The organism is Actinophytocola sp., assembly GCF_036002505.1.
Classification (GTDB): domain Bacteria; phylum Actinomycetota; class Actinomycetes; order Mycobacteriales; family Pseudonocardiaceae; genus DASYTH01.
The window spans coordinates 15829-40075 of the sequence record NZ_DASYTH010000144.1 but is presented as its reverse complement, the minus strand read 5'-3'; the positions used below and the strand labels follow the sequence as shown (position 1 = coordinate 40075).

25 protein-coding genes are annotated in these 24247 nt (G+C 70.2%); 17 read left to right on the top strand and 8 right to left on the bottom strand.

Annotated elements, in window-relative coordinates:
• Positions 1–100: 100 nt before the first annotated feature.
• Positions 101–760: a DNA-binding response regulator gene (locus VGR06_RS12590; protein ID WP_327559216.1), complete on the top strand. Its 660-nt coding sequence runs from the start codon at positions 101–103 to the stop codon at positions 758–760.
• Between the two features lie 135 nt (positions 761–895).
• On the opposite strand, the gene VGR06_RS12585 is transcribed toward VGR06_RS12590, so the two are convergent.
• The 6 genes from VGR06_RS12585 to VGR06_RS12560 all read right to left on the bottom strand — a co-directional run bounded on the left by VGR06_RS12585 (position 896) and on the right by VGR06_RS12560 (position 6822).
• A complete protein-coding gene (locus VGR06_RS12585) occupies positions 896–1645 on the bottom strand; it encodes a phosphoglyceromutase (RefSeq protein WP_327559215.1) in 750 nt (249 codons plus the stop codon).
• A 386-nt stretch (positions 1646–2031) separates the two neighbouring features.
• Positions 2032–2955, bottom strand: a complete 924-nt coding sequence (locus VGR06_RS12580; RefSeq protein ID WP_327559214.1) for a DUF4349 domain-containing protein — start codon at positions 2953–2955, stop codon at positions 2032–2034.
• A 74-nt stretch (positions 2956–3029) separates the two neighbouring features.
• Positions 3030–3548: a YbjN domain-containing protein gene (locus VGR06_RS12575; RefSeq protein WP_327559213.1), complete on the bottom strand. Its 519-nt coding sequence runs from the start codon at positions 3546–3548 to the stop codon at positions 3030–3032.
• A gap of 4 nt (positions 3549–3552) precedes the next feature.
• Positions 3553–4854 (bottom strand): D-inositol-3-phosphate glycosyltransferase, encoded by a 1302-nt coding sequence (gene mshA / locus VGR06_RS12570; RefSeq protein ID WP_327559212.1) that lies wholly within the window; start codon positions 4852–4854, stop codon positions 3553–3555.
• The gene (locus VGR06_RS12565) at positions 4841–5710 is read right to left on the bottom strand and encodes an alpha/beta hydrolase (RefSeq protein ID WP_327559211.1); all 870 of its coding nucleotides are present in this window, start codon (positions 5708–5710) and stop codon (positions 4841–4843) included. The genes mshA and VGR06_RS12565 overlap by 14 nt, the downstream gene beginning before the upstream one ends.
• Entirely contained in the window at positions 5683–6822 is a 1140-nt protein-coding gene (locus VGR06_RS12560) for a L,D-transpeptidase (RefSeq protein WP_327559236.1), read from the bottom strand. The genes VGR06_RS12565 and VGR06_RS12560 overlap by 28 nt, the downstream gene beginning before the upstream one ends.
• 117 nt (positions 6823–6939) lie before the next feature.
• On the opposite strand from VGR06_RS12560, the gene VGR06_RS12555 reads away from it, so the two are divergent.
• Positions 6940–7665 (top strand): SDR family oxidoreductase, encoded by a 726-nt coding sequence (locus VGR06_RS12555; RefSeq protein ID WP_327559210.1) that lies wholly within the window; start codon positions 6940–6942, stop codon positions 7663–7665.
• Between the two features lie 31 nt (positions 7666–7696).
• Entirely contained in the window at positions 7697–8269 is a 573-nt protein-coding gene (locus tag VGR06_RS12550; RefSeq protein WP_327559209.1) for a DUF3800 domain-containing protein, read from the top strand.
• A 115-nt stretch (positions 8270–8384) separates the two neighbouring features.
• Here VGR06_RS12550 and VGR06_RS12545 read toward each other — a convergent pair whose 3' ends face one another.
• Entirely contained in the window at positions 8385–9473 is a 1089-nt protein-coding gene (locus VGR06_RS12545; RefSeq protein ID WP_327559208.1) for a UDP-N-acetylmuramate dehydrogenase, read from the bottom strand.
• A 25-nt stretch (positions 9474–9498) separates the two neighbouring features.
• Here VGR06_RS12545 and VGR06_RS12540 point away from each other — a divergent pair, with 25 nt between their 5' ends.
• From VGR06_RS12540 to purU, 5 genes are all read left to right on the top strand, one after another.
• Positions 9499–9990, top strand: a complete 492-nt coding sequence (locus VGR06_RS12540; protein WP_327559207.1) for a DUF2505 domain-containing protein — start codon at positions 9499–9501, stop codon at positions 9988–9990.
• 3 nt (positions 9991–9993) lie between these two features.
• Positions 9994–10776, top strand: coding sequence for an alpha/beta hydrolase (locus VGR06_RS12535; protein ID WP_327559206.1), 783 nt, complete (start codon positions 9994–9996; stop codon positions 10774–10776).
• Positions 10777–10810: 34 nt separating this feature from the next.
• Positions 10811–11572, top strand: a complete 762-nt coding sequence (locus VGR06_RS12530) for a MerR family transcriptional regulator (RefSeq protein WP_327559205.1) — start codon at positions 10811–10813, stop codon at positions 11570–11572.
• Between the two features lie 4 nt (positions 11573–11576).
• Positions 11577–12338 (top strand): maleylpyruvate isomerase N-terminal domain-containing protein, encoded by a 762-nt coding sequence (locus VGR06_RS12525; protein ID WP_414637233.1) that lies wholly within the window; start codon positions 11577–11579, stop codon positions 12336–12338.
• Between the two features lie 166 nt (positions 12339–12504).
• The gene (purU, locus tag VGR06_RS12520) at positions 12505–13380 is read left to right on the top strand and encodes a formyltetrahydrofolate deformylase (RefSeq protein ID WP_327559203.1); all 876 of its coding nucleotides are present in this window, start codon (positions 12505–12507) and stop codon (positions 13378–13380) included.
• On the opposite strand, the gene VGR06_RS12515 is transcribed toward purU, so the two are convergent.
• Positions 13377–14393, bottom strand: coding sequence for an NADP-dependent oxidoreductase (locus VGR06_RS12515; protein WP_327559202.1), 1017 nt, complete (start codon positions 14391–14393; stop codon positions 13377–13379). The two genes, purU and VGR06_RS12515, sit on opposite strands and share 4 nt — an antisense overlap.
• Before the next feature lie 59 nt (positions 14394–14452).
• On the opposite strand from VGR06_RS12515, the gene VGR06_RS12510 reads away from it, so the two are divergent.
• From VGR06_RS12510 to VGR06_RS12470, 9 genes are all read left to right on the top strand, one after another.
• Positions 14453–15118, top strand: a complete 666-nt coding sequence (locus tag VGR06_RS12510) for a GntR family transcriptional regulator (protein ID WP_327559201.1) — start codon at positions 14453–14455, stop codon at positions 15116–15118.
• On the top strand, positions 15108–16022 hold the full coding sequence (locus VGR06_RS12505; RefSeq protein WP_327559200.1) for a dihydrodipicolinate synthase family protein: 915 nt from the start codon (positions 15108–15110) through the stop codon (positions 16020–16022). The genes VGR06_RS12510 and VGR06_RS12505 overlap by 11 nt, the downstream gene beginning before the upstream one ends.
• Positions 16019–17764, top strand: coding sequence for an L-arabinonate dehydratase (gene araD, locus VGR06_RS12500; protein WP_327559199.1), 1746 nt, complete (start codon positions 16019–16021; stop codon positions 17762–17764). Before VGR06_RS12505 ends, araD begins: the two co-directional genes overlap by 4 nt.
• Before the next feature lie 131 nt (positions 17765–17895).
• Positions 17896–19110 (top strand): ABC transporter substrate-binding protein, encoded by a 1215-nt coding sequence (locus VGR06_RS12495; protein ID WP_327559198.1) that lies wholly within the window; start codon positions 17896–17898, stop codon positions 19108–19110.
• A 294-nt stretch (positions 19111–19404) separates the two neighbouring features.
• Positions 19405–20490, top strand: coding sequence for an ABC transporter ATP-binding protein (locus VGR06_RS12490; protein WP_327559197.1), 1086 nt, complete (start codon positions 19405–19407; stop codon positions 20488–20490).
• Positions 20487–21401 carry an ABC transporter permease gene (locus VGR06_RS12485; protein ID WP_327559196.1) on the top strand — a complete coding sequence of 305 codons (915 nt, stop codon included), beginning with the start codon at positions 20487–20489 and terminating at the stop codon, positions 21399–21401. Before VGR06_RS12490 ends, VGR06_RS12485 begins: the two co-directional genes overlap by 4 nt.
• Positions 21401–22231, top strand: a complete 831-nt coding sequence (locus tag VGR06_RS12480; RefSeq protein WP_327559195.1) for an ABC transporter permease — start codon at positions 21401–21403, stop codon at positions 22229–22231. The genes VGR06_RS12485 and VGR06_RS12480 overlap by 1 nt, the downstream gene beginning before the upstream one ends.
• Before the next feature lie 11 nt (positions 22232–22242).
• Positions 22243–23619 carry a glycoside hydrolase family 28 protein gene (locus VGR06_RS12475; protein ID WP_327559194.1) on the top strand — a complete coding sequence of 459 codons (1377 nt, stop codon included), beginning with the start codon at positions 22243–22245 and terminating at the stop codon, positions 23617–23619.
• 88 nt (positions 23620–23707) lie between these two features.
• The gene (locus VGR06_RS12470) at positions 23708–24244 is read left to right on the top strand and encodes a hypothetical protein (protein WP_327559193.1); all 537 of its coding nucleotides are present in this window, start codon (positions 23708–23710) and stop codon (positions 24242–24244) included.
• Positions 24245–24247 lie beyond the last annotated feature (3 nt).

Sequence of the window (24247 nt, the reverse complement as noted above, 5' to 3'; positions counted from 1 at the left end):
CATGATCTCCAGCCTGCCGGGACCGGCCCGCGGACGCCCGCCGTGGCAGCAAGTTGCCAACCTTTGACCGGGTCCGCGCGCGGGTCGAGACTGGGCGGTGATGACAGCCCAGAACGAGCTCGCGGTGATCCGCGGGCACCAGGAGCTCTACGAGCGGACCTGGCACCTGTTCCAGGCGGCGAAGACCGAGATCTCCTGCGCCGCCAACGATCTCTACACCTGGGTGCACCTGCGGGCGGACACCGCGGACCGGCCCCCGGTGCCGCAGGACACTCCGCCCGGGTTCATGATCCGCAAGCTCTACCGGCCCGGCGTGCTGCTCGACCCGGTCGGCACCCGGCACGTGCGGCTGGCCTTTCAGCACGGTGCGCAGGTGCGGATCACCCCGGACGAGATCAACGAGACGATCATCATCGACCGCCGCGTGGTGATCATGGCGGGGGGCGTCGCGCACGGGCCGCGCAGCTTCAGCGTGGTGTGGGCCCCTGACGTCGTGACCGCGGTGGCCTCCCTGTTCGACGCGGCCTGGCGGGCGGCCACCGAGCTGGACGTCTACGACCGGGAGCTGACCGAGCTCCGCGTGCTGGCGCCGCGCATCCTCGAGCTGCTCGGCTCGGGCTGCAAGGACGAGACGGCGGCGCGCACCCTCTCGCTGTCGGTGCGCACCTACCGCCGCCGGGTGGCCGAGCTGATGTCCGCTCTGGGCGCCACGTCACGGTTCCAGGCCGGCGTCCGCGCCCGGGAGCTCGGGCTGGTCTAAAGGGCCGGAGGCCCGAGCGGGCCGGCGGTGCCTGGACTGACGAGCAGCGCAGGGAGCGAGCGCCAGCGAGTGACCGAGCAGCGCAGGAGGGAAGGCACCGCGTCAAGGCCCGCTCACGCGAGCGGAGCGAGCAAATCAGGCACGGCCCTGGTTGGCGACGGCTTTGGCGGCAACCGCGGCGGCCTCGGGGTCTAGGTAGGTGCCGCCGGTCTTGCGGGGTTCGAGGTCGTCGCTGAGCTCGTAGACCAGGGGAATGCCGGTGGGGATGTTGAGGCCGGCGATGTCCTCGTCGGAGATCCCGTCGAGGTGCTTGACCAGGGCGCGCAGCGAGTTGCCGTGCGCGGCGAGCAGGACGTCCCTGCCGGCACGCAGGTCCGGCACGATCGAGGTGGTCCAGTACGGGAGCATCCGGGCGACGACGTCCTTGAGGCACTCGGTGCCGGGCATCAGGTCGCCGAGGGTGGCGTAGCGCGGGTCGCCGTCCTGGCTGTACTCGGTGCCCGGCTCGATCGGCGGCGGTGGCACGTCGTAGGAGCGGCGCCAGAGCATGAACTGCTCCTCGCCGAACTCCGCCAGGGTCTGCTTCTTGTTCTTGCCCTGCAGGGCGCCGTAATGCCGCTCGTTGAGCCGCCAGCTGCGGCGCACGTCGACCCAGTGCCGGTCGGCCACGTCCAGCGCGACGTTGGCGGTGGAGATGGCGCGGCGCAGCACGGAGGTGTGCACGATGTCGGGCACCGTGCCGGACTCGCGCAGCAGCTCGCCCGCGCGCGCGGCCTCGAGCTCGCCGCGGTCGGACAGGGGGACGTCCACCCAGCCGGTGAACAGGTTCTCGGCGTTCCACACGCTCTCGCCGTGCCGCAGCAGTACCAGGATCCCAAGGGCCATACGGCCAAGCGTGCCAGAACGGCTACGCCGAATCGCTTATCGCCCGTTCGGGTTAGAACTGATCGCTCGGACGACGCTTAGTTGACTTGAAGGTCAACTTCGTCACCGAATTGTTACCTACGGAGGGCTACATCGCTTCCCTGGACCACGCGGTGGCCTTGTGTAACTGTGCGACTTCTGACAGGTTGACAGCGCTCCCCTGAATCAGCTCCCACGCACTCCCTGATTCGGGCAAGAGCAAGCAGTGCGACTCGTCTCCCCTGCCGGGTCGCACCCCGCCGGGAACCCGGGTGCCCCCCGCCATGGGATTCCGTTGCGGCGGGCCTGACGCGGGGCGGCTCGAGATCGCGACTCCCCCCTCGCTCGAGCCGCCCCGCGAACCATGTCTAGACAGTGGTTTCCGCGGGTTGCGGCGCCGGGCGCCGCTTGCGGAGCCACCAGCGAAGGGCGAACCAGCCGGGGACACCGAAGACGACCAGGAACGGCAGCATCGCCGCGATCACCCGCAGCACCACACCGCCCGCGGTCAGGAACGCGTGCCAGCCGCCGGCGAGCCCGCCGAGGATGCCGGAGTCGTCCCGGGCCGGCGGTGGGGCCGTCTCGCCGCTCTTGCCCACCCTCACCGTGATCTTCGACAGCGCCACCTGACCGGACAGCGCCTCGCGCCGCTTCTCCAGCGACTCCAGGTCGGCCTCGCGCCGGGTCACCTCGCCCTCGATCTGCACGACCTCGTTGACCGTCTGCGCCTTGTCCATCAGCGCGCGCACCCGGGCCACGCTGGTCCGCTGGGTGGCGATCCGGCTGTCCAGGTCCACCAGCTGCTCGGTGACGTCCTCCGCGGTCGTCGCGCGGGAGCGCAGGTTCTCCGGTGTGACCAGATCGGAGAGCCGCCGCAGCGCCTCGTCGAACTGGTTCGACGGCACCTGCAAGGTGATCGTCGCCGCGTCGTTGCGCACGTCCTCCTGACCGGCGAACCCGCCGAGCCCGACCGCGACGTCCCGGGCGCCGTTCGCCACCTTGATCACGTCGGGCGAGGTCATCTCCAGGGTCGCAGTCCTGATCAGCTTGCGGTCCACCCCGGGCTGGTTGACCGGCTGCTCTTTCGGCGCCGGGTTGCTGTCCGCCTTGGCCGGACCACCCGCCGCCGGCACCTCGGCCGCACGCCCGCTGCCCACTCCACCGGCCGTGGAGCCGCTCGTTGCCGCGCCGGTGCATCCGGCCAGCACACCGCCCGCGAGCAGCAGGCCGAGCAGCGCCGACAGCAGTTTTCTCTTATTTTGCTCGCTGGCGTAGCGCCAGTTAACGTTCATGAGTCCCTCCAGTCCGCCGGTTTGATCTGTCCGGCAGACGGAAGTGGATCAGGACACGGTTGCCGCGCGGCCAGTCACGAGTCGGCCTCGGCTGCGAAACGGCTGCCGTGACCACCGGCCGGGCGCACCAGGTGCTCGAACGCGGCCAGGTTCGCCAGCGACTCGCCGCGCGCGATGCGCCACTCCCACTCGCGCCGGATGGAGCTGGCGAACCCGAGCTCCAGCAACGCGTTGAAGTCCCCGTCGGCGGCCTCGAGCACCTGGCCGAGCAGCCGGTCCAGCTCGTCGGCGCTGACCCGCTCCAGCCCGACCCGGCCGAGCAGGTAGATGTCCCCGACCGGATCCAGCGTGTAGTGCACGCCGTAGAGCTTCGCGTTGCGGCGCAACAGGAACCGGTACACGTCGGCGTGCGCCTCGTCCGGCCGGCGGCAGACGAACGCCTCGACGACCAGGGCGTGCGTACCGACCGTGAGCCAGCAGTTGGTCTGCAACTTCTTCGTGCCCGGGAGCGTGACGAAGAACCGGCCGGGCGCCGGATGCTCGTAGGCCAGCTCCCGTTCGTCCAAAGTGGACCTGATCAGATCGTCGAGCATCCGCTCACACTGCCACCCCGGTGGCCAGCACGGCGCGCCGGAAGGCCCGGGTCGCCTCGGCGTACTCGGCGATCAGCGCGTCCGTGGTGCGGTCCCAGGAGAACCGGCCGGCGTGCGCCACCGCGCCATGGGCCAGCACCTCGGCGACCTCGGGCCGTAACGCCACCGTGGCCAGCGCGTCCGCCCAGGCGACCGGGTCGTGCCCGTCGACCAGCAGGCCGGACGAGCGGTCCACCACCGCCACCCGCAGCCCGCCGACCGCGGCCGCCACCACCGGCGTCCCGCAGGCCTGCGCCTCCAGCGCCACCAGCCCGAACGACTCGTTGTGGCTGGGCACCGCGACCACGTCCGCGGCGCGGTACACGTCGACCAGTGCCCGCCCCTGCTGCGGCGGTAGAAACCGCATCACGTCAACGATTCCGAGCCCGGCGGCCAGCTCCTGCAGCGCCGCCGGCTGGTCCAGACCCGTGCCGGACGGTCCGCCGGCGACCAGCACCACCAGCTTCTCCCGGGGCACCGCACCGCGCCGGAGCAGCTCGGCCGCCGCGCGCAGCAGCACGTCCGGCGCCTTGAGCGGCTGGATGCGGCCGACGAACGCCAGCACCACCGCGTCCGCCGCAATGCCCAGCGCGGCCCGGGCGGCACGCCGGCTACCCGGGCGGAACACCTCGAGATCCACCCCGGGGGCCACCGCACGCACCTTGTCCGGCGCCGCGTCGTAGAGCCGGACCAGTTGCTGCGCCTCGACCACGGTGTTGGCCACCAGCCGGTCGGCCTGGTCCACCACCTGCTGCTCGCCGATCTCCCGGGCCAGCGGCTCCGGCGTGTCCCCCTCGGCGAGCGCGGCGTTCTTCACCCGGGCCAGGGTGTGCGCGGTGTGCACCAGCGGCACGCCCCAGCGGTCCCGGGCCAGCCAGCCCACCTGCCCGGAGAGCCAGTAGTGCGAGTGCACAAGGTCGTAGTAGCCGGGCTCGTGCCGGGCCTCCACCCGTAGCACCCCATTGGTGAAACCGCACAGCTGGGCCGGAAGCTCGGCCCTGGCCAGCCCCTCGAACGGGCCGGCGTGGATGTGCCGGACCAGCACGCCGGGGGCCAGCTCGGCGACGGGGGGCAGGTCGGAGGAGGTGGCCCGGGTGAACACCTCCACGGCGATCCCGCGCCGGGCCATCCGGGTCGCGGTCTGGGTGATGTAGACGTTCATCCCGCCGGCGTCGCCGGTGCCCGGTTGCTCGAGCGGAGACGTGTGGACGGACAGCACGGCAACCCGGCGCGGCTGGTGCAGCCGCACGACGTCAACGGGGCTCACCTCGGCGTGTCCTCCCGGGCTGGCGGTCCGCGAGCTCGCGCAGGGCCGTGTTGAACTCCGCGACGCGCTCGGCGAACGGTAGGTGACCGACTCGATCACACCAACGCAGGGAAGCGCCCGGAATCTTCCCCGCGGCGTACTCGGCGGCCGTGGGATGGACCACGGCGTCCTCGGTGCCGTGCACGATCAACGTGGGCACGGTGACGCTAGCCAGCACGTCCGCGCTGGTCACGACGCGGCGGAAGAGCGCGCGGCGGACCCGTGGCGGGACGAGGAGAAACTCCCCTAGTCGTCGTTGGACGACGTCGCCCGGAGCGGGTTCGGCGGTGAGGCCGGCGGCCAGTCGGGTCAGCGCGGGCACCGCCACCGCGGGGTCCTCGGCGAGGTAGTCGCGGATGCCGGCGCCCATCAGCGGCCCGGTGGCGCCGCCCGGGTTGCCGGCGCCGATCTCGGTGAGCGCGCCGGCCAGGAGCAGGGCGGCGACGCCGGCCTCGCCTGTGACCCGGAGATAGTCGGTGATCACCAGGCCGCCGTAGGAGGAGCCGACCAGGACCGCTGGCCGGCCGGCGAGGGCGAGCACGGCGGCCAGATCCCCGGCCCAGGCGTGCGGGTCGTCGTAGCCGGTGTCCGGGACGCCGGAGAGGCCGTGGCCGCGCAGGTCGACGGCGAGGAGGTGGTACCGGGAGGTGAGCTCGGGTGCGGTGAGCTGGGCCTGCCAGTCCGCGCCGGAGCGGGCCCAGCCGTGGACGAACACGATCGGCGGGTTCGCGGGGTTACCGGCCGCGCGGACGGCCAGGCGGGTGCCGCCCGCGCCCTCGACGAAGTGGATCACTTGAGCGCGGACATGGACTTCCACTTGTCCCACGTGAACAGCCAGTCGTTCACGTCGGACGTGGTCTTGAAGGTGGTCTTGGAGCCGGTGACCTCGACCGGGTCGCCGATCAGCGCGCTGTCGAAGTAGGCCTTGGCGTCCTTCTCGAGCATGTTGACGCAGCCGTGCGAGGTGTTCCGCACCCCGATGTTGGCGGCGTTGGCCTGGTAGGCGTGGATGTACTCGCCGCTGTTGGACAGCCGCATCGCCCACGGCAGGTGCACGTCGGTGTAGCCGTAGCGCGGGTTGGAGAAGTCGCCGACCGGCTCCCGGGTCATGATGATCACGGTGCCGTTCGGGGTGTTGCGCTCCGGGTCGGCGTCCAGGCCGTTGCTGGTCGGGTAGCTGACCGCGAGGTTCCCGTCCTGGTAGACGTCCATCTTGTGGTCCGGCGTGTTGATCTTGGTGACCCGGTTGCGGCCGATGGTGAAGTTGCTGGTCAGGTCGGCCTTGCCGTACACGCCGTCGCCGTAGGCGACTCCGTAGAGCTTCGCGGTCACCGTCACCTTCACGTTGGCCGGCCAGTACACCTTGGGCCGCCAGTCCACCTGCGCGTTGGACAGCCATGCCCAGGAGCCCTCGACGTCACCCTTGGACGTGGTGACCTTGAGGGCTTTTTCGATCGCCGCGCGGTCTTTCGGTGGGCTCTCGAACTTGACGCTGACCGGCATGCCGACGCCGACCGTGGCGTTGTCGATCGGGTTGACCGTGGCGCGGACCGTCTTCGCCGGGGTGAGGGTGGTGAAGGTGCCCTTCAGCTCGGCGGTCCGGTTGTCCGGGCCGGTGGCCTTCGCCGCATAGGTGTACTTCTTGCCGTAACCGAGCACCTCGGTGCTGGTCCAGCTCAGCTTGTCCGGCGCGAGCTGGCCGCCGACCGCCTTGCCGTCCTGGTTGGTCACGGCCACCTCGGTCAGCGTGCCGTCCTTCACCGTGATCTTGATCGGCTGGGTGACCGGGGCGTCCTTCGCGTCGACCGCGGGCACCGCGCTGATCGTCGCCTTCGGCAGGTCCTGCACCGGCGCCCCGCCCGGCCCGGTGGCGGTGCCGCTGGCCTGGGTGGTGCACGCGGCGAGGGCGACGGTGGCCACGAGCAGCATGCCGACCAGTCCGGATCTCACGGTGAACGCCTCCGTATCGCGTTTGACGTTGCAGTGTGACACCTTTCATGACGCCTGGGCCGCCCGGCAGGTTCGCTCACGCGGCAGGATCGGCGTGTGAACACCGCCGTCGTCACCGGTGCCAGCTCGGGCATCGGCGCCGCAACCGCCCGCCACCTCACCGCCGCCGGCTTCCACGTCGTCCTCGGCGCCCGCCGGCTGGATCGCCTGTCCGCCCTGGCCACGGAGCTGGGCGGGGTGGCGTTGCCGCTGGACGTCACGGAACCGGCGTCGGTGGATGCCTTCTGCGCCCGGGTCCCAGAGTGCCACGTGCTGGTGAACAACGCAGGCGGCGCCCGGGGGCTGGAACCCGTCGCGGCCGCCGACGAGGACCACTGGCGCTGGATGTGGGAGACCAACGTTCTGGGCACCGTGCGCATGACCCGGGCACTGCTCCCCAAGCTCATCGCCTCCGGCAACGGCCACGTGGTCACCGTGACCTCGGTCGCCGCCTACGAGATCTACGACAACGGCGCCGGCTACACCTCCGCCAAGCACGCCCAATCCGCCCTGCACCGGACGTTGCGCGGCGAACACCTCGGCCAGCCCGTCCGGTTCACCGAGATCCTCCCCGGCATGGTCGAAACCGAGTTCTCCGTCACCCGCTTCGACGGCGACGCCGGCCGGGCGGCTCGCGTCTACGAAGGCCTCACCCCGCTGACCGCCGACGACGTGGCCGACGTGATCACCTTCGCCGTCACCCGCCCACCCAACGTCAACCTCGACCAGATCATCCTGAAGCCCCGCGCCCAGTACTCCGCTTCCCGCGCCCACCGAGAGTGACTGTCGGGAGCACCCCGTAACCTCACGCCTCGTGACCTCGGCCTACGCCGACGAGTCCTTCCACGAGGCACCGTCCGGCGGCTTCTACGTCCTGGCGGCCGCGATGTTCGATCCGGCGGCCTACGAGACTGCCCGCGATGCGATGCGCGACGTACTCGGCAGGCGCCGAGCGAAGAAGCTGCACTGGAACGAGATGGATGCTCAGCAGCGCCACAACGCGGCCAAGGCAGTCGCTGGCATCGATAGCTTTCACGTGGTCACGGTCGGCGTTCCGATGCCAGTGAAACGCCAGGAACGCGCCCGCGCGAAATGCCTTGATCGACTCGTGCACGAGCTGCACAGCTATGGCGTGACTCACCTCATGATCGAGTCTCGCACCGACCAGCTCGACCGGCGGGACGTCGCGACGGTCACCAGGGCACGCCGCCACCTCTCCAAGGACGCCCTGTTCCAAGTGGATCACCAAGCAGGCGCTGACGAGCCGCTGTTCTGGGCCGCAGACGTTGTGGCGGGTGCCGTCTATGCGCATCGGCGTGGCCAGCCGGGTTACCGGCGAGTTCTTGACGACTGCCTCTACGAGATCGACGTTGCCACGGATTGCTGATCATCCTCAGGACATGCGTAAGGCCAGGGTCCCGGTCTGCCCCAGGTGCACCTGGCCTTGCGACTCGCCCACCGCCCGCGGCGATGTACTGACGATCACGATACAGCACAGTGCGTCACAGCGCACATCCAATAAGGACGGGTTCCGGCGTGAGTGCGACACCGAAGGTGTTGAGGACGCCGTCGCGGATTTGGCGGGCTAGGGAGAGGAGGTCGGTGGTGGTGGCGGGGCCGCGGTTGGTCAGCGCGAGGGTGTGTTTGGTGGAGAGGGTGACCGGGGCGTCGGGGGTGGGGAAGCCTTTGGTGAAGCCGGCGCGTTCGATGAGCCAGGCGGCCGACAGCTTTGATCGGCCGGGGCCGGCGGGGTATTGGGGGATGGGGGTGTCGCCGACGTGGGTGCGGATGCGGGCGAGGGTGGCGGGGAGGTCGGCGTCGGGGATGACGGGGTTGGTGAAGAAGGAGCCGACGCTCCAGGTGTCGTGGTCGGCGGGGTCGAGGACCATGCCTTTGGTGCGGCGCAACGACAGTACGGCTTCGCGGGCCTGGGCGACGGGGACGCGGGTGTTCTGGCGGACGCCGAGGGCGCGGGCCAACTCGGTGTAGCGGATGGGGGTGGAGAGGCCGCCGACGGCGAGCTCGAAGCGGGCGCGGAGGACGACGGCGCGGTCGGTGCCTTTCAGCACGCTGGTGCGGTAGCCGAGGGCGAGGTCGTCGACGAGGTAGGTGCGGATCTCGCCGCTGGTGCGGTCGAGGAGGTCGACGGAGACGAGGAGTTGGGAGACTTCGACGCCGTAGGCGCCGACGTTCTGGACCGGGGTGGCGCCGACCAGGCCGGGGATGCCGGAGAGACACTCGAGGCCGCCCAGGCCGGCGTCGACGGTGGAGGCGACGACGGTGTCCCAGTCCTCGCCGGCTTCGACGGTGAGGTGGACCAGGCCGGGGCCGACGCAGTCGATCTTGCTGCCGCGGTTGCCCACCCGGATGACGATGCCGTCGAAACCGGCGTCGGCGACGACGAGGTTGGAGCCGCCGCCGAGCACCAGCACCGGCTCGCCGGACCGGTCGGCGGCCCGGATCGCGGCCGCGACGTCCTCGGCGGTGGACGGCGCGGTGAACCGCGCGGCCGGCCCGCCCAGCCGCAGCGTGGTGTACCCGGACAGCGGTACCGCCGCGCGGACTTCGGTGCCAAGCGAGAGGCCGGTCATGGGGCCCAACGGTAACCTCCGGCGCATGCCGACCCGCTTCGAGCACCGCGCGACGTTCTCCGCACCGGCCCCGACGGTGTACTCCGCGCTGGTCGACCGCGCATTTCTGGACGAACGGCTCCGGGTCCTCGGCGGCAAGGGCGCGGCGGTGACCGAGTACAACCGGGCCGGTGACGGGGTGCGCTTCCGGCTGCGCCAGGGGATCGAGGCGGACAAGCTGCCGGGCGCGGTGCGGTCGCTGCTCAAGGGCGACCTGGTCGTCGAGCGCGAGGAAAGCTGGCGGCCGGACGGCGACGGTTACGCGGCGACCGGGCGGGCGACGATCTCCGGCGTGCCCGGGGAGATCAACAGCCGGAGCCGGCTGGCCGGGGGCGAGCTGGTGATCACCGCCGAGGTGCGGGTCGGCATTCCGCTGGTGGGCGGGAAGCTGGAGGGTGTGATCGCGCAGCACGTCGGGAAGCTGCTGGCCGCGGAGTCGGAGTTCGCCGGCAAGTGGCTCACCGAGCACGGGAGTTGAGGCGTGGACTTCGTGACGTCCGCGGACGGCACCCGGATCGCGTTCGAGACGTCCGGCACCGGGCCGCCGGTGGTGCTGCTCGGCGGTGCCTGCTACGGCGCGAAGGCGTGGGCCGCGGCGGCCGGTTTCCTTGCACCGCAACGCACCGTGTACGCGGTGGACCGGCGCGGCCGCGGGGCGAGCGGACCGGTGGACGGCTACCGCACCGAGCGCGAGGTCGAGGACGTCCTCGCGCTGCTGCAACGCATTGGCGAGCCGGTCGAGCTGCTCGGCCACTCCTCGGGCGCGCTGCTGGCGTTGCGGGTGGCCCTGTCCGGAGCGCCCGTGACGGCCATGACGCTGTACGAGCCGCCGATCCGGGTGCCCGGCGGGTCCGGGCGCGATGGTGTGACCGAGCGGCTGATCGAGCTGGTCGCCGAGGATGACCGGGACGGTGCGGTGGCCACGTTCATCGTGGACGCCGTGGGCGATGACCCGCGGCTGCTGGATGCCATGCGCCGCACGCCGTTCTGGGCCACCGCGATGGCGCTGGCGCACACGCTGCCGCTGGACACGCGGCTGCGGGACGAGTCCGGTCTCGACGGGATGGCCGGGCTGGACGTGCCGGTGTTGCTGCTGCTCGGTGAGCGCAGCGACGAGCGGATGCGCACCGGGGTCGAGGCGCTGGCCGCGGCGTTGCCGAACCGGGTGCTGGAGATCCTGCCGGGCCAGGCGCACAACGCGCTGCGGGAGGCGCCGGACCTGCTGGCCGAGCGGATGCTGGCGGCGGCGCACTATTCGTCTTGACTCTGACGCTGCGTCAACTTCTACCGTTTGTCGCATGGCGTGGTCGACGGCTCAGGTGGCCCGGATGTCGAAGGTGACATCCCGGACGCTGCGGCACTACGACCAGATCGGGCTGCTCACCCCGGCCTGGGTGGGTGGCAACGGCTACCGCTACTACGAACCGGAGCAGCTGCTCACGCTGCAGCGGATTCTGATCATGCGGGAGCTCGGTCTCGGTCTGGAGGCCATCGCGGAGGTCATCCACGACGGCCGGGATCCGGTGGAGGCACTGCGCATGCACCACGCCTGGCTGGTCGCCGAGCGGGACCGCTTCGCCAAGCTGGCGCGCACGGTCGAGCGGACGATCACGGAGTTGGAGGGAGGTGAGAAAGTGACGACGAAATCAGCCGCCCACTGGTTCGAGGGGTTCGACCCGGACAAGCAGGCGGAGTACCAGGAGGAGGCCCGGCAGCGGTGGGGCGCCGAGGCGGTCGACGCCGCCAACGAGCGGGTCAAGGACAAGCCGCAGGCGTGGTTCCAGGAGCAGGGCACCCAGTGGGTCGGCCTGCTGCACGGCATGGTCGCCCTGATCGACGCGGGCAAGGCGCCGGACGACCCGGCGGTGCTCGACGCGGTCGACGGGCACTACCGGTGGATCTGCGAGTTCTGGACGCCGAACCGGGAGTCCTACACCGGGCTCGGGCAGATGTACGTGGACGATCCGCGGTTCCGGGCCAACTACGACCGGACCGACCCGCGGCTCGCCGAGTTCATGCGTGACGCCATTGCCGCGTACGCGCAGGCCCGGCTGGCCTAGGGTGATGTTCGTGGAGTTCAAGCAATTCATTGATGTGGTGGCGGAGCAGGCCCATGCCATGCGCGCGGCCGCGGTGCTGGCCGGGCCGGACGCCCCGGTGCTGACCTGTCCTGAGTGGACGGTTCGGGATCTGGTCGCGCACCTGGCCCGGGTGCATGGCTGGGCCGGGCGCGCGCTGCTGGCCGACCCGGACGGGGAGGCCCCGGATCGGGAGACACCGCCCGACAGTTGGGATGAGCTGCTCCCATGGTGGGACGAGCGCCGGGACGCGCTGCTGCGCATGTTGCGGGAGCGCGGCCCGGACGCGCCGGCGTGGGTGTTCGCCAAACCGCAGGTCCCGTCCACAGCGGACTTCTGGGCCCGGCGGCAGGCGCACGAGACCGCGATCCACCGGCTGGACGCCGAGCACGCCGCGTCCGGGTCGGCCCGAGTGGACGCGGTGCCCACGTTGGTGTTCGACTCGGAGTTCGCGGCCGACGGCATCGACGAGGCGCTGCGGCTGCTCGTCCCGCGGCGGCTCAAGCGCGAGCCGGGGACCCTGACCGGCACGGTGCTGTTCCACGCGGCGGATGCCGGGCAGGCGTGGCTCGCCGAGCTGCTGCCGGGTGGGGACGGGCTCGCGGTCACCGCGGCCGAGCCGGGCATGGACGCGGACGGCTCGGTGGTCGGCACCGCGGACGCCGTCTACCGGGCGGTGTGGCAGCGGCCGAGCACCGCGATCAGGGGCGGGGACCAGAACGTGATCACCGCGCTCAAGGTGCCCTGACCCCGCGAGTCCCCGGTTCCAGCACGCGAGTTCCTGATTCCGGCACGTCAAATCCCGGTTCCGAACTGGGAACTCGCGTGCCTGAGTTGGGGACTCGCGGACCTGAAACGGGGACTCGCGGGGGCTTCCTGAGCGAAGGTCGAGGGGGAGCTGGGAAACTCGCCGGGTGACCGTGCCCGATCGGCGTTATGTGATCATTTTCGGCTGCCCGGACCGGACCGGGATCGTGGCCAGGATCGCCACGTTCCTGGCGGACGCGGGCGGGTGGATCGTCGAGGCGGCGTACCACACCGACCCGGACACCGGCTGGTTCTTCACCCGCCAGGAGGTGCTGGCCGGCTCGCTGCCGTACGGGATCGCCGAGCTGCGCAACCGGTTCGGCGCGGTGGCCGGGCAGTTGGCCGTGCAGAGCGACTGGTCGATCACCGACACCGCGGAGCGCAGGCGGGTGGTGATCCTGGTGTCGAAGGAGGGGCACTGCCTCTACGACCTGCTCGGCCGGGTCGCCTCCGGGGAGCTGGACGTGGACGTCAGCGCGGTCGTCGGCAACCACCCGGACCTGGCCGAGGTGACCCGGGCGCACAGGATCCCGTTCCACCACGTGCCGTTCCCGGCGGGTGATCCCGAAGAGAAGGCCGCGGCGTTCGGCCAGCTCCGCCAGCTCGTCGAGGCCAGCCGCCCGCACGCCATCGTGCTCGCCCGGTTCATGCAGATCCTGCCCACCGAGCTGTGCGCCCAGTGGACCGGCCGCGCGCTCAACATCCACCACAGCTTCCTGCCGTCCTTCGTCGGCGCGCGTCCCTACCACCAGGCACACCGGCGCGGGGTCAAGCTGATCGGCGCCACCTGCCACTACGTCACCGCCGAGCTCGACGCCGGCCCGATCGTCGAGCAGGACGTGATCCGGGTCGGCCACGGCGACTCGATCGCCGACCTGGTGCGCAAGGGCCGCGACATCGAGAAGGTCGTCCTCGCCCGCGGCCTGCGCTGGCACCTGGAGAACCGGATCCTGGTGCACGGCAACAAAACCGTGGTGTTCTAGCCGGCGACCTGCACGAGCATCTTGCCGACGTTCTTGCCGTCCAGCATGTCCAGGAACGCGTCCGGGGCGGCGCGCAGACCCTGGTAGACGGTCTCGGTGTAGCGGAGCTTGCCCTCGCGGACCCAGGGACCGACCTCGCCGAGGAACTGCGGACGCAGGTGGTCGTAGTCGAGCACCAGGAAGCCGCGCATGGCCAGCCGCTTGATCACGAGCAGCGCCAGGTTGCGCGGCGCGGGACTCGGCTCGGTGGCGTTGTACTGCGAGATCATGCCGCAGACGGCGACCCGGCCGAAGTTGTTGAGCGCCCCGAGAGCGGCCTCGAGGTGGTCGCCGCCGACGTTCTCGAAGTACACGTCGATGCCGTCCGGCGCGGCGGCCGCGAGCTGCTCGGCGACCGGGCCGTCGTGGTAGTTGAACGCGGCATCGAAGCCGAGCTCGTCGAGCAGGTAGCTGACCTTCTCCGCGGACCCGGCGCTGCCGATGACCCGCGCCGCGCCGCGCAGCTTGGCGATCTGACCGGCGATCGAGCCCACGGCGCCCGCGGCGGCCGACACGAACACCGTGTCCCCCTCGCGCAGCTGGGCGATGTCGACGAGGCCGACGTACGCGGTCAGCCCCGGCATGCCGAGTACCCCGAGGAACGCCTCCAGCGGAGCCAGGTTCGAACCGATCCTGATCGCGTGCCGCGCCTCGACCACCGCATACTCACGCCAGCCCAGGTTGTGCACCACCACGTCCTCCGGCCGCAGATCATCCACAGTGGACTCGATGACCTCGCCGACCACGCCACCCTCCAGCGGCTTGCCGATCTGGAACGGCGGCACGTACGACTTCACGTCGTTCATCCGGCCACGCATGTACGGGTCCACACTCATGACGAGGTTGCGCACGAGTACCTGACCCGGCCCGGGTTTCGGCACGTCGACCTCGACGAACGCGAAGTTGTCGAGGGTGGGCCGGCCCTTGGGGCGGGCGGCGAGGTGGATCTCCAGGGCGGTCTGAGGTGTCGTCACGGTCGCCAATGCTGCCACGGCGTTGACCAGGCCGGCCGGAGCGTCCTAGTGTCTGATATATGATATATGAGCGGGCGAGTGCGCCGCCCGCGTCGCGGACCGACTTCGTGCTGGAGTCGATCAAGGCGGGCATCCTGGGCGGGGAGTTGCGGCCGGGGCAGGCGTTGGTCGAGGCGGAGCTCGCGGCGAGCCTCGTGGTGTCGAAGACGCCGGTGCGGGAGGCGTTGAAGACGCTGGCGGGGTCCGGGCTGGTGGTGATGAGCCCGTACAAGGGGGCGTCGGTGCGGGTGGTGGACGCCGAGCTGGTCCGGTCCGTTTACGAGGTGCGCACGGTCGTTGAGCCGGAGGCGGTCAGGTACGCCGTGCGCAAGGGGGCGCGGTTCGCGGAGGCGGCCGAGGCGCTCGCGGACGCCAGGAAGGCGGCCGAGGACGGGGAGGATGCGGCGCGGCTGAGTTTGATCAACAGGCGGTTTCACCGGGCCATGTATTGCGGGTGCGGGAATCCGTTGATGATCAGGATAGTGGACGATCTGCGGGATCAGACGGCGCTGATTACCGTTGCCGGGTGGGGGATCCAGCCGACCTGGGAGGCGGAGATCGTGGAGCACGGCGCGGTGCTGGCCGCGGCGCAGACTGGTGACGCGGACCGGGCGGCCAAGTTGATGCGCCGGCATATTCAGGCGTTTGCCGATCGAGTCGTCGAGGAGCTGCCCCATGGCGTATGAGTTCCTGGCCGAGAAGCTCGCGGGGGTCGTGGCGATCACCGTCACCCCGTTCGCCGAGGACGGCACGGTGGACGAGACCGCGTATGCCAAGCTGGTTGACCGGCTGGTCGGTGGCGGCATTCCGGTGATCACCCCGAACGGCAACACCAGCGAGTTCTACGCACTGTCCACTTCGGAAACCGAGCGGGCGGTGGACGTCACCATACAGGCGGCCGGCTCCCGGGTCGCGGTGCTGTGCGGGGTCGGCCACGACGTCACGACCGCCACGGCGGCGGCCCGGTACGCCAGGCGGGCCGGCGCGGACGGGATCATGGTGCACCAGCCGGTGCATCCGTACCTGTCGCTGGACGGTTGGGTGGACTACCACCGGGCGATCGCGGACGCGGTGCCGGAGCTGGGTGTGGTGCTGTACATCCGCAACCCGAGGATCACCGGCGCGCAGCTGGCCGCGCTGGGGTTGGCCTGCCCGAACGTGGTCGGGGTGAAGTACGCGGTACCCGACCCGGTGCGGTTCGCCTCGGTGGCCCGGGATGCCGGGCTGGAGCGGTTCACCTGGGTGGCCGGGCTCGCCGAGCTGTCCGCGCCGGGGTACTTCGCGGTCGGCGCCGCCGGGTTCACCTCCGGGCTGGCCAACGTCAGCCCCGAGCTGTCCCAACGGATGCACACCTCACTGTCCACAGGGGACTACACCGGGGCGATGGCGGTCTGGGAGCTGATCCGGCCGTTCGAGGAGCTGCGCGCGGCGGCGGAGTCGTCGAACAACGTGTCGGTGGTGAAGGAGGCGTTGGCGCAGCTCGGGTTGTGCCGCCGCGATGTGCGGCCGCCCATCCGTCCATTGGGGACCGTTGAGCGCTCGCAGGTCGGTGAGATCCTGTCATCCTGGGGGGTGCGGGACGAGCCATGAGCGAGCTTGCGAGCGAATCATCAGCCCTGAGGCCGGAGGATCTGCGCAGTCACCAGTGGTACGGCGGCGACGGGTTGCGGTCGTTCAGCCATCGGGCCCGCAGCCGGCAGCTCGGGCTGAACCCCGAGGAGCACCTGGGCAAACCGGTGATCGCGATCCTGAACACGTGGAGCGGCATCAACCCGTGCCACCTGCACCTGCGCGAACGGGCGCAGGAGGTGGCCCGCGGGGTGTGGCAGGCCGGCGGGTATCCGGTGGAGATGCCGGTTTCCACGCTCTCCGAGACGTTCCAGAAGCCGACGCCGATGATGTACCGCAACCTCCTTGCGATGGAGACCGAGGAGGTGCTGCGCTCGTACCCGATCGACGGCGCGGTGCTGATGGGCGGGTGTGACAAGACCACGCCGGGGCTGCTGATGGGCGCGGCGTCGGCGGATCTGCCGGCGATCTTCGTGCCGGCCGGGCCGATGCTCGCCGGACACTGGCGCGGCGAGATTTTGGGCAGCGGCACGGACATGTGGCGGTACTGGGACGAGCGGCGGGCCGGCACGATCTCGGAGGCGGACTGGAACTCGCTGCAGTCGGGGCTGGCGCGCTCGCCGGGTACCTGCATGACGATGGGCACCGCGTCCACGATGACCTCGGCGGTGGAGGCGCTGGGGATGGTGCTGCCCGGCGCCGCGTCCATCCCCGCGGTGGACTCCGGACACCACCGGATGGCCGCGGCCAGCGGGATGCGGGTGGTGGACCTGGTGTGGGAGAACCTCACACCGTCGCGCATCCTCGACGCCCGCGCGTATGCCGACGCGGTGACCACCGTCATGGCGCTCGGCGGCTCGACCAACGCGGTGATCCACCTGATCGCCATGGCCGGGCGCAGCCAGATCCCTTTGTGCCTCGACGACTTCGACCGGATCGCCCGGGAAACCCCGGTGCTGGCGGACATCCGGCCCGGTGGCGCGTTCCTGATGGAGGACTTCCACTACGCGGGCGGGCTCCGCGGGCTGCTCGCGCGCCTGGCCGACCGGCTGCACCTGGACCGGGTCACGGTGACCGGGCGGACGTTCGGCGAGGAGCTGGCCGGCGCGGAGGTCCACGACGACAACGTGATCCGTCCGCTTGACCGTCCACTCGCGACGGAAGGCGGGGTGGCCGTGCTGCGCGGGAACCTCGCCCCGGACGGCGCGGTGATCAAGTACGTCGCCGCGGATCCCAGGCTCCTCCGGCACACCGGCCGCGCGGTGGTGTTCCACGGGTACCGGGACCTGCAGGACCGGATCAACGACCCGGCCTTGGAGATCACCGCGGATTCGGTGCTGGTGCTGACGAACGCCGGGCCGAAGGGCGGGCCGGGCATGCCGGAGTACGGGATGCTGCCGATCCCGGACCGGCTGCTCAAACAGGGTGTGCGGGACATGGTCCGGGTGTCCGACGCGCGGATGAGCGGCACCAGCTACGGGGCGTGCGTGCTGCACGTGGCGCCGGAGTCCTACGTCGGCGGTCCGCTGGCGCTGGTCCGCGACGGCGACCCGGTGACGCTGGACGTGCCGGAGCGGGCGTTGCGGCTGGAGGTTCCGGCCGGCGAGCTGGCCCGAAGACGGGCGGAGTGGCGGGCGCCGGAGCCGATGTTCGAGCGCGGCTACGGGGCGCTGTACGCGGAGCACATCACCCAGGCCGACCGGGGTTGCGACTTCGAGTTCCTGGCCAGACCCGGGAAGTACCCCGAGCCGTACGCGCAATAGTCCGATGAATCGGCAAACACAACAGTCTGAAGTATGAACCACCGGAACAGTTGACCAGGGAGATCAGCGAGTGTACTCATCTGAGGCGATTGGTCAAACATCCGATCAATAGCTGAGCGAGGGAGCCAGAGATGCGCAGGACAACGAAGTCGCTGTTGGGTGTGCCGGCGCTGGCCGCCCTACTCGTGGCCATGGCGTGCGGCGCGCCGGCGGTCAACACGCCGAGCGGCAACGCGCCGAGCACCGTGCCGGACAAGCCGTCCCAGCCGGTGGAGCTGAACATCCTTGACGTGGCGGGAAACCTGCAACTCACCCAGGGCATGATCGAGGAGTTCCAGAAGGCCCATCCGGAGATCGTCAGCAAGGTCAACTTCACCAAGGCGACCGCGCCGGAGATGCCCGGCAAGCTCAAGGCCGAGCAGGCCGGCGGCAAGTCGACGACCCATCTGGTGCTGACCGGAACCGACGGCCTGGCCAACGTGATCGAGCAGAAGCTCGTGCTACAGCTGCAACCCAACTTCAACGCCAAGTTCCCCGACCTGGAGAAGAACTACCTGGAGCCGGCGGCCAAGATGCACGAGCTGGCCCAGGGTCAGGGCATCACGATCACCTACTACCCGTCCGGCCCGCTGATCGAGTTCGACCCGGCGAAGGTGCCGAACCCGCCGAAGTCTGCGCAGGAGTTGCTGGACTGGGCGAAGGCGAACAAGGGCAAGTTCCAGTACGCGCAGCCGGCCAACTCCGGCCCGGGCCGCACGTTCCTCATGGGCCTGCCGTACATCCTGGGTGACAAGGACCCCAAGGATCCCGCCAACGGCTGGGACAAGACCTGGGCCTACCTCAAGGAACTGGGCCAGTACGTGGACTACTACCCCAAGGGCACCACGGACACGATGAAGAACCTGGCCAACGGCACGTCGCAGATCATCGCCAGCACGACGGGTTGGGACATCAACCCGCGGGTGCTCGGCACGGTGCCCGCGGGCATGAAGGTCGGGACGCTCGACGGTTTCCACTGGGTCACCGACGCGCACTACGCGGTCATCCCCAAGGGCGTCTCCGACGACGTGCTGGCCGCGGACCTCGCGCTGATCAAGTGGATGCTGGAGCCCAAGCAGCAGGCGAAGGCCTACGACAAGGGCTACTTCTACCCCGGCCCGGCGGTCAAGGACGTCACGCTGGACATGGCGCCGCAGGACTCCCGGGACGCGCTGGCGAAGTTCGGCCGGCCCGAGTACGACAAGCTCATCGAGGACAACCCGAAGGAGACGTCGCTGCCGGCGCAGCAGCAGGTGGCCGCGTTCCAGAAATGGGACCGCGAGATCGGCTCCGGGAAGATCAAGTGACCGGACGGGGAGACGAAACCGGGCCGGCAGCCGCAATTCGCGACCGCATGTTGGCCTGCCGCGTTGGTGTGTTGGCGGATCACGTCGTTGTGTTGGCCGGCCACGACTGTCGGCGGAGTTGGGATCGGGAACGATCGGAGACCGGTACTGGTCGTCGATGCTCTCCACGACGCCAGCGACCAACACAACGACGCCACGGGCCAACACGCGGACGTCAGGGGCCAACACAGCGACGCCACCGGCCAACATGCCCGGGAACTGCGTACATGACGACCAAGCGCGTGAGGTGACGGCGTGAGTGAGCTGGGTGCGGAGCGGTTCGCCGAGCTGCACATCGACCACGTGCGGCGGGCGTTCGGCGACCACGTGGCGCTGCGCGACATGGACCTGACCATCAAGGGCGGCGAGTTCGTCGCCCTGCTCGGCCCGTCCGGCTGCGGGAAGTCCACCGCGCTGAACTGCCTGGCCGGGCTGCTTCCGCTCACCGGCGGTGCGATCTTCCTTGACGGCAAGCGGATCGACCAGCTCCCGCCGGAACGCCGCGGTTTCGGCATGGTGTTCCAGAACTACGCGCTGTTCCCGCACATGTCGGTGCGCCGGAACATCGGGTTCGGGCTGTCCATGCGCAAGGTGCCGCGGACCGAGCGGATCCGGCGGGTGGCCGAGGCGCTGCGGCTGGTGCAGCTCGAGGCGCACGCGCACAAGTTCCCGGCGCAGCTCTCCGGCGGGCAGCAGCAGCGGGTGGCCATCGCCCGGGCCATCGTGCTGGAGCCGCGGCTGGTGCTGATGGACGAGCCGCTGTCCAATTTGGACGCGGCACTCCGGCTGGAGATGCGCACCGAGATCCGCCGGCTGCACCAGACCCTCGGGTTGACCACGGTTTACGTGACGCACGACCAGGAGGAGGCGCTGGCCCTGGCCGACCGCCTGGTGGTGCTGCGCGAGGGCGAGGTGCAGCAGGTGGGCTCGCCGGAGGAGGTGTACGCGCACCCGGCGAACCGGTACGTGGCCGGGTTCATGGGCTACCGCAACATGATCCCGGTCGCGGTGCACGCCGCGCACGGGGACTCCGTGACCGTGCGGGCCGACGGGCTCGAACTGGTCGGCGCCAACCGGGACGACCTGCCCGCCGGTCACGACGCCGTGGCCGCGGTCCGGCCCGAGGACTTCTCGGTCGCCGGCGCGGACGTCGAGAACACCATCCCGGCGACCGTGGAGATCGTCGAGTACCACGGCCGCGAGCAGGTCGTCGAGGCTCGGCTCTCCGGCGGGCTGGCGTTGCACGTCCGCACCACAAGCCGGTTGGCGCCCGGTGACGAGGTGCGCCTGGCCGTGCCGCCGGAGCGGGTGCTGGTGTTCGCGGCGGAGGGCTCATCGTGACCGCGACCTTGGAGCGTCCACAAGGGACAGTTGAGAAGCCTGCGCTGCGGCACCGGTTGGCCGAGCGCGGAGTGGACCGGGTGTTGCTGTTGCTGGTGCCGGGCGTGCTGTTCGTGGCGGTGCTGTTCGTCTACCCGGTGTTCTACGGATTGCAGCTGTCGTTCCAACCCAAGGACGGTGGCGGGCCGCTGGCCAACTACCAGAAGTTCTTCAGCGACTCCTACCTGTTCGACACGATCTGGCTGACGCTGCGGCTGGCGCTGCCCGCGGCGCTGATCAACGTGCTGGCGTCGATCCCGATCGCCTACCGGATGCGCGGCCGGTTCCGCGGAAAACGGTTGCTGACCACGATTCTGGTGGTGCCGATCACGCTGGGCACGGTGCTCACCGCAGAGGGGCTGATCGAGTACCTCGGCCCGGTCGGCTGGTTCAACAAGGTGCTGCTGTGGCTGCACCTGACGGACACGCCGCTGCGGCTGGTGAACAACTACTGGGGCGTGCTGTTCTCGCTGATCATCACCGGGTTCCCGTTCGCGTTCCTGCTGACGCTGTCGTACCTGTCCGGCATCGACCCGTCGCTGGAGCAGGCCGCGGCCACGCTCGGCGCGGACTGGCGGCACCGGTTCACCCGGATCACGTTGCCGTTGCTGGCACCGGGCCTGGCGATCACGTTCTGCCTGACGTTCGTGCTGGCGTTCTCGGTGTTCCCGTCGGCGTACCTGGTCGGGTTGCCGCAGGGAGCCACCCGGGTGATCTCCATCGCGGCCTACGAGTCGGCGTTCCGGGACTTCGACTTCCCGCTCGGCTCGGCCATCGCGATGATCATGGCGGTGGTCATGCTCGCGGTGATCGGGCTGGTGCTGGCCTGGCGGTCCACTTTGTACCGTGGGGCGACCGGAGGGAAGGGCTGATGGCGCGCGCACTCGTGGCCCGGCCGAGCGCCTGGATCGTGTGGGGTGTCGTCGGGTTCTTCCTGATCAACCTGTTCGCCCTGGTGGCCACCGTGGTGCTGAACTCGTTCAGCACGCAGTGGTTCGGCACCTGGTGGCCGGCCGGGCTGACCGCGTCCTGGTACTCCACCGCGTGGCACGAGCTGAACCTGCTCGACGTGCTGATCGTGACGGTCGAGGTGGCCGTCGCCGTCGTCGTGCTGTCGGTCGTCATCGGCGTGCCGTGCGCGTATGCGTTGGCGCGCCGGAACTTCCCCGGCAAGCGGTTGCTCACGGTGCTGTTCCTGCTGCCGATCCTGATGCCGCCGCTGACCTACGGCATCCCGCTGGCCACCGTGCTCTACAAGTTCGACCTGGCCGGGTCGATCACCGGTGTGATCGTGGCGAACCTGGTGCCGTCGGTGCCGTTCGTCGTGCTCACCATGACCCCGTTCATCGAGCAGATCGACCCGAAGATCGAGTCGGCGGCCCGGATGTGCGGCGCCTCAACGGTTTCGGTGTTCACCCGGGTGCTCTCCCCACTGCTCGTCCCGGGCATGCTGGCCGCCTCGATCCTGGTGCTGGTGCGCACGGTCGGCATGTTCGAGCTGACCTTCCTCACCGCCGGCCCGAGCAGCCAGACCCTGGTGGTGTCGCTGTACGAGCAGATGTTCTCCGCCGGCATCCGCGCCCAGCAGGCCGTCGACGCCATGGCCGTGATCTACACCGGCTCCATGCTGGTGCTGCTCGTGATCGCGCTGCGCTTCGTCAACCCCACCCAGCTTGTCACCCGCCTGAAGGAGTCCACTTAGGAGGGAAGTCCATGCGGCCTTCGCGACGAGTATTTCTCAGAGGCGCCGGAGCTCTGGCCGGCAGCGCCATCGCGGCGGGCGCGTTACCCACGAGTTCCACGGCCGATCCGGAGCATGCCGCCTGGCGGGAGGCGGGCCGCATCCTCGCCCGGGTCCGCCCGCCGCGATTCCCGCACCGGACGTTCCGGATCACCGACTTCGGCGCACGCGGCGACGGCGTCACCGGCTGCACCGCGGCGATCCGCGAGGCGATCGCGCGGTGTCACCACGCCGGTGGCGGGCGCGTGGTCGTCCCGGACGGCGCGTACCTGACCGGCGCCATTCACCTGCGCGGCAACGTGAACCTGCACCTGGAAGCCGGCGCGACGCTGAGGTTCAGCCAGGATCCGGCGGCGTACCTGCCCGCGGTGTTCACCCGCTGGCAGGGCATCGAGCTGATGAACTACTCGGCGTTCATCTACGCGTTCGAGCAGGAGAACATCGCGATCTCCGGCTCCGGGACGCTGGACGGCCAGGCCGACGCGACGCACTGGTGGCCGTGGAAGACCACCCAGGACCCGGACTGGCAGGACCTGCAGCGCCAGGCCGACGCCGGAGTGCCGGTGGCGCAACGGCTCTTCGGCGGGCGGCTGCTGCGGCCGAACCTGGCGCAGTTCTACCGCTGCCGCAACGTCCTCATCGAGGACGTCACGATCGTCAACTCGCCGATGTGGGAGATCCACCCGGTGCTCTGCCGCAACGTCACCGTGCAGGGCATCACGGTGAACAGCCACGGGCCCAACAACGACGGGTGCAACCCCGAGTCGTGCCGCGACGTGGTGATCCGCCGCTCCACGTTCAACACCGGGGACGACTGCATCGCGATCAAGTCCGGGCGCAACGCCGACGGGCGCCGGGTGAACGTGCCGTCGGAGAACATCGTGATCACCGACTGCGACTTCGCCGACGGCCACGGCGGCGTCACCATGGGCAGCGAGATGACCGGCGGCGTGCGCAACGTCTTCGCCCAGAACCTCCGGATGAGCAGCCCCAACCTGAACAACGTGCTGCGCCTGAAGACCAACTCGCTGCGCGGCGGGTTCATCCAGAACGTCCACATGCGACACGTCGAGGTCGGCGTGGTCGGCCAGATCGCGTTCCTCGTCGACTTCTTCTACGAGGACGGCCCGGGGCACGGGTTCAACCCGACCGTGTCCGACATCCACGTCTCCGACCTGACCGTCGCCCAGGCCGGGCAGCCCTGGTACCTCGTCGGCTACCCCGACGACCACATCAGCAACGTCTCGCTGCGGGACTGCACGTTCACCACCGCCGCCACCGCACCGGTCGCCCGGGACATCGACGGCCTCGAGCTGGTGAACGTGATCGTCAACGGGGCGCCGGCCTGAGCGTGCGCCCTTTGGGGCGGCGGCGGTTGCCTGGTTCGCGGCCTGCTGGGCCATGAGCGGGGCGGTTGGCCGTGTCACAGTGGCGCTCATGCCTGATCAAGAGGAGAAGAGCTGGGTCGACCAGGCCGGCGAGTGGGTCGAGGAGCAGTACGAGGAGATCACCGGGCAGGACAGTGCGCCGGCGGATCAGGAGCCGGTGAGCGTTCCGTACGAGGAGCCCAGCGAGGAGCAGAAGGCGGAGTGGGACCGCCAGGCTCAGCTCAGTGACTACATCAACGCGGTGTGCGGGAACCTGAAGGTGGAGGTGGCGGCCGCGGAGCAGGCGGCGTCGATCCTGTACGCCACCGCCGACTCCGCCACGCGCGAGGAGATCGAGGCGTTCGCCGGGCAGTGCGCGACGCTGTCCGGCCAGGGGTACGGCGCCGCGAGCCAGCTCATGGAAGCCGGTGTGCAGGACTGGGTCTACTCGGTGAAGGCCTGCAACGAGGTCGGCTACTGGGCGAACTCCGCCGCGGGGCACGCCAGCTCGGCCGCCGCGTCCGAGTACCCCACCGAGATCCACGGCATGCTCGGCGACGCCCACAACGACCTGGTCAACGCCTCGGCGAGCATCAACGGCGCCTGAGAC

Coding starts and splice junctions, on each gene's coding strand:
- VGR06_RS12525 (WP_414637233.1), top strand. CDS start 11,577: ATGTTCGTGGAGTTCAAGCAATTCATTGATGTGGTGGCGGAGCAGGCC.
- VGR06_RS12575 (WP_327559213.1), bottom strand. CDS start 3,548: ATGCTCGACGATCTGATCAGGTCCACTTTGGACGAACGGGAGCTGGCC.
- VGR06_RS12470 (WP_327559193.1), top strand. CDS start 23,708: ATGCCTGATCAAGAGGAGAAGAGCTGGGTCGACCAGGCCGGCGAGTGG.
- VGR06_RS12495 (WP_327559198.1), top strand. CDS start 17,896: ATGCGCAGGACAACGAAGTCGCTGTTGGGTGTGCCGGCGCTGGCCGCC.
- VGR06_RS12540 (WP_327559207.1), top strand. CDS start 9,499: ATGCCGACCCGCTTCGAGCACCGCGCGACGTTCTCCGCACCGGCCCCG.
- VGR06_RS12585 (WP_327559215.1), bottom strand. CDS start 1,645: ATGGCCCTTGGGATCCTGGTACTGCTGCGGCACGGCGAGAGCGTGTGG.
- VGR06_RS12580 (WP_327559214.1), bottom strand. CDS start 2,955: ATGAACGTTAACTGGCGCTACGCCAGCGAGCAAAATAAGAGAAAACTG.
- VGR06_RS12480 (WP_327559195.1), top strand. CDS start 21,401: ATGGCGCGCGCACTCGTGGCCCGGCCGAGCGCCTGGATCGTGTGGGGT.
- VGR06_RS12475 (WP_327559194.1), top strand. CDS start 22,243: ATGCGGCCTTCGCGACGAGTATTTCTCAGAGGCGCCGGAGCTCTGGCC.
- VGR06_RS12545 (WP_327559208.1), bottom strand. CDS start 9,473: ATGACCGGCCTCTCGCTTGGCACCGAAGTCCGCGCGGCGGTACCGCTG.
- VGR06_RS12560 (WP_327559236.1), bottom strand. CDS start 6,822: ATGCTGCTCGTGGCCACCGTCGCCCTCGCCGCGTGCACCACCCAGGCC.
- VGR06_RS12505 (WP_327559200.1), top strand. CDS start 15,108: ATGGCGTATGAGTTCCTGGCCGAGAAGCTCGCGGGGGTCGTGGCGATC.
- VGR06_RS12530 (WP_327559205.1), top strand. CDS start 10,811: ATGGCGTGGTCGACGGCTCAGGTGGCCCGGATGTCGAAGGTGACATCC.
- VGR06_RS12510 (WP_327559201.1), top strand. CDS start 14,453: ATGATATATGAGCGGGCGAGTGCGCCGCCCGCGTCGCGGACCGACTTC.
- araD (WP_327559199.1), top strand. CDS start 16,019: ATGAGCGAGCTTGCGAGCGAATCATCAGCCCTGAGGCCGGAGGATCTG.
- VGR06_RS12590 (WP_327559216.1), top strand. CDS start 101: ATGACAGCCCAGAACGAGCTCGCGGTGATCCGCGGGCACCAGGAGCTC.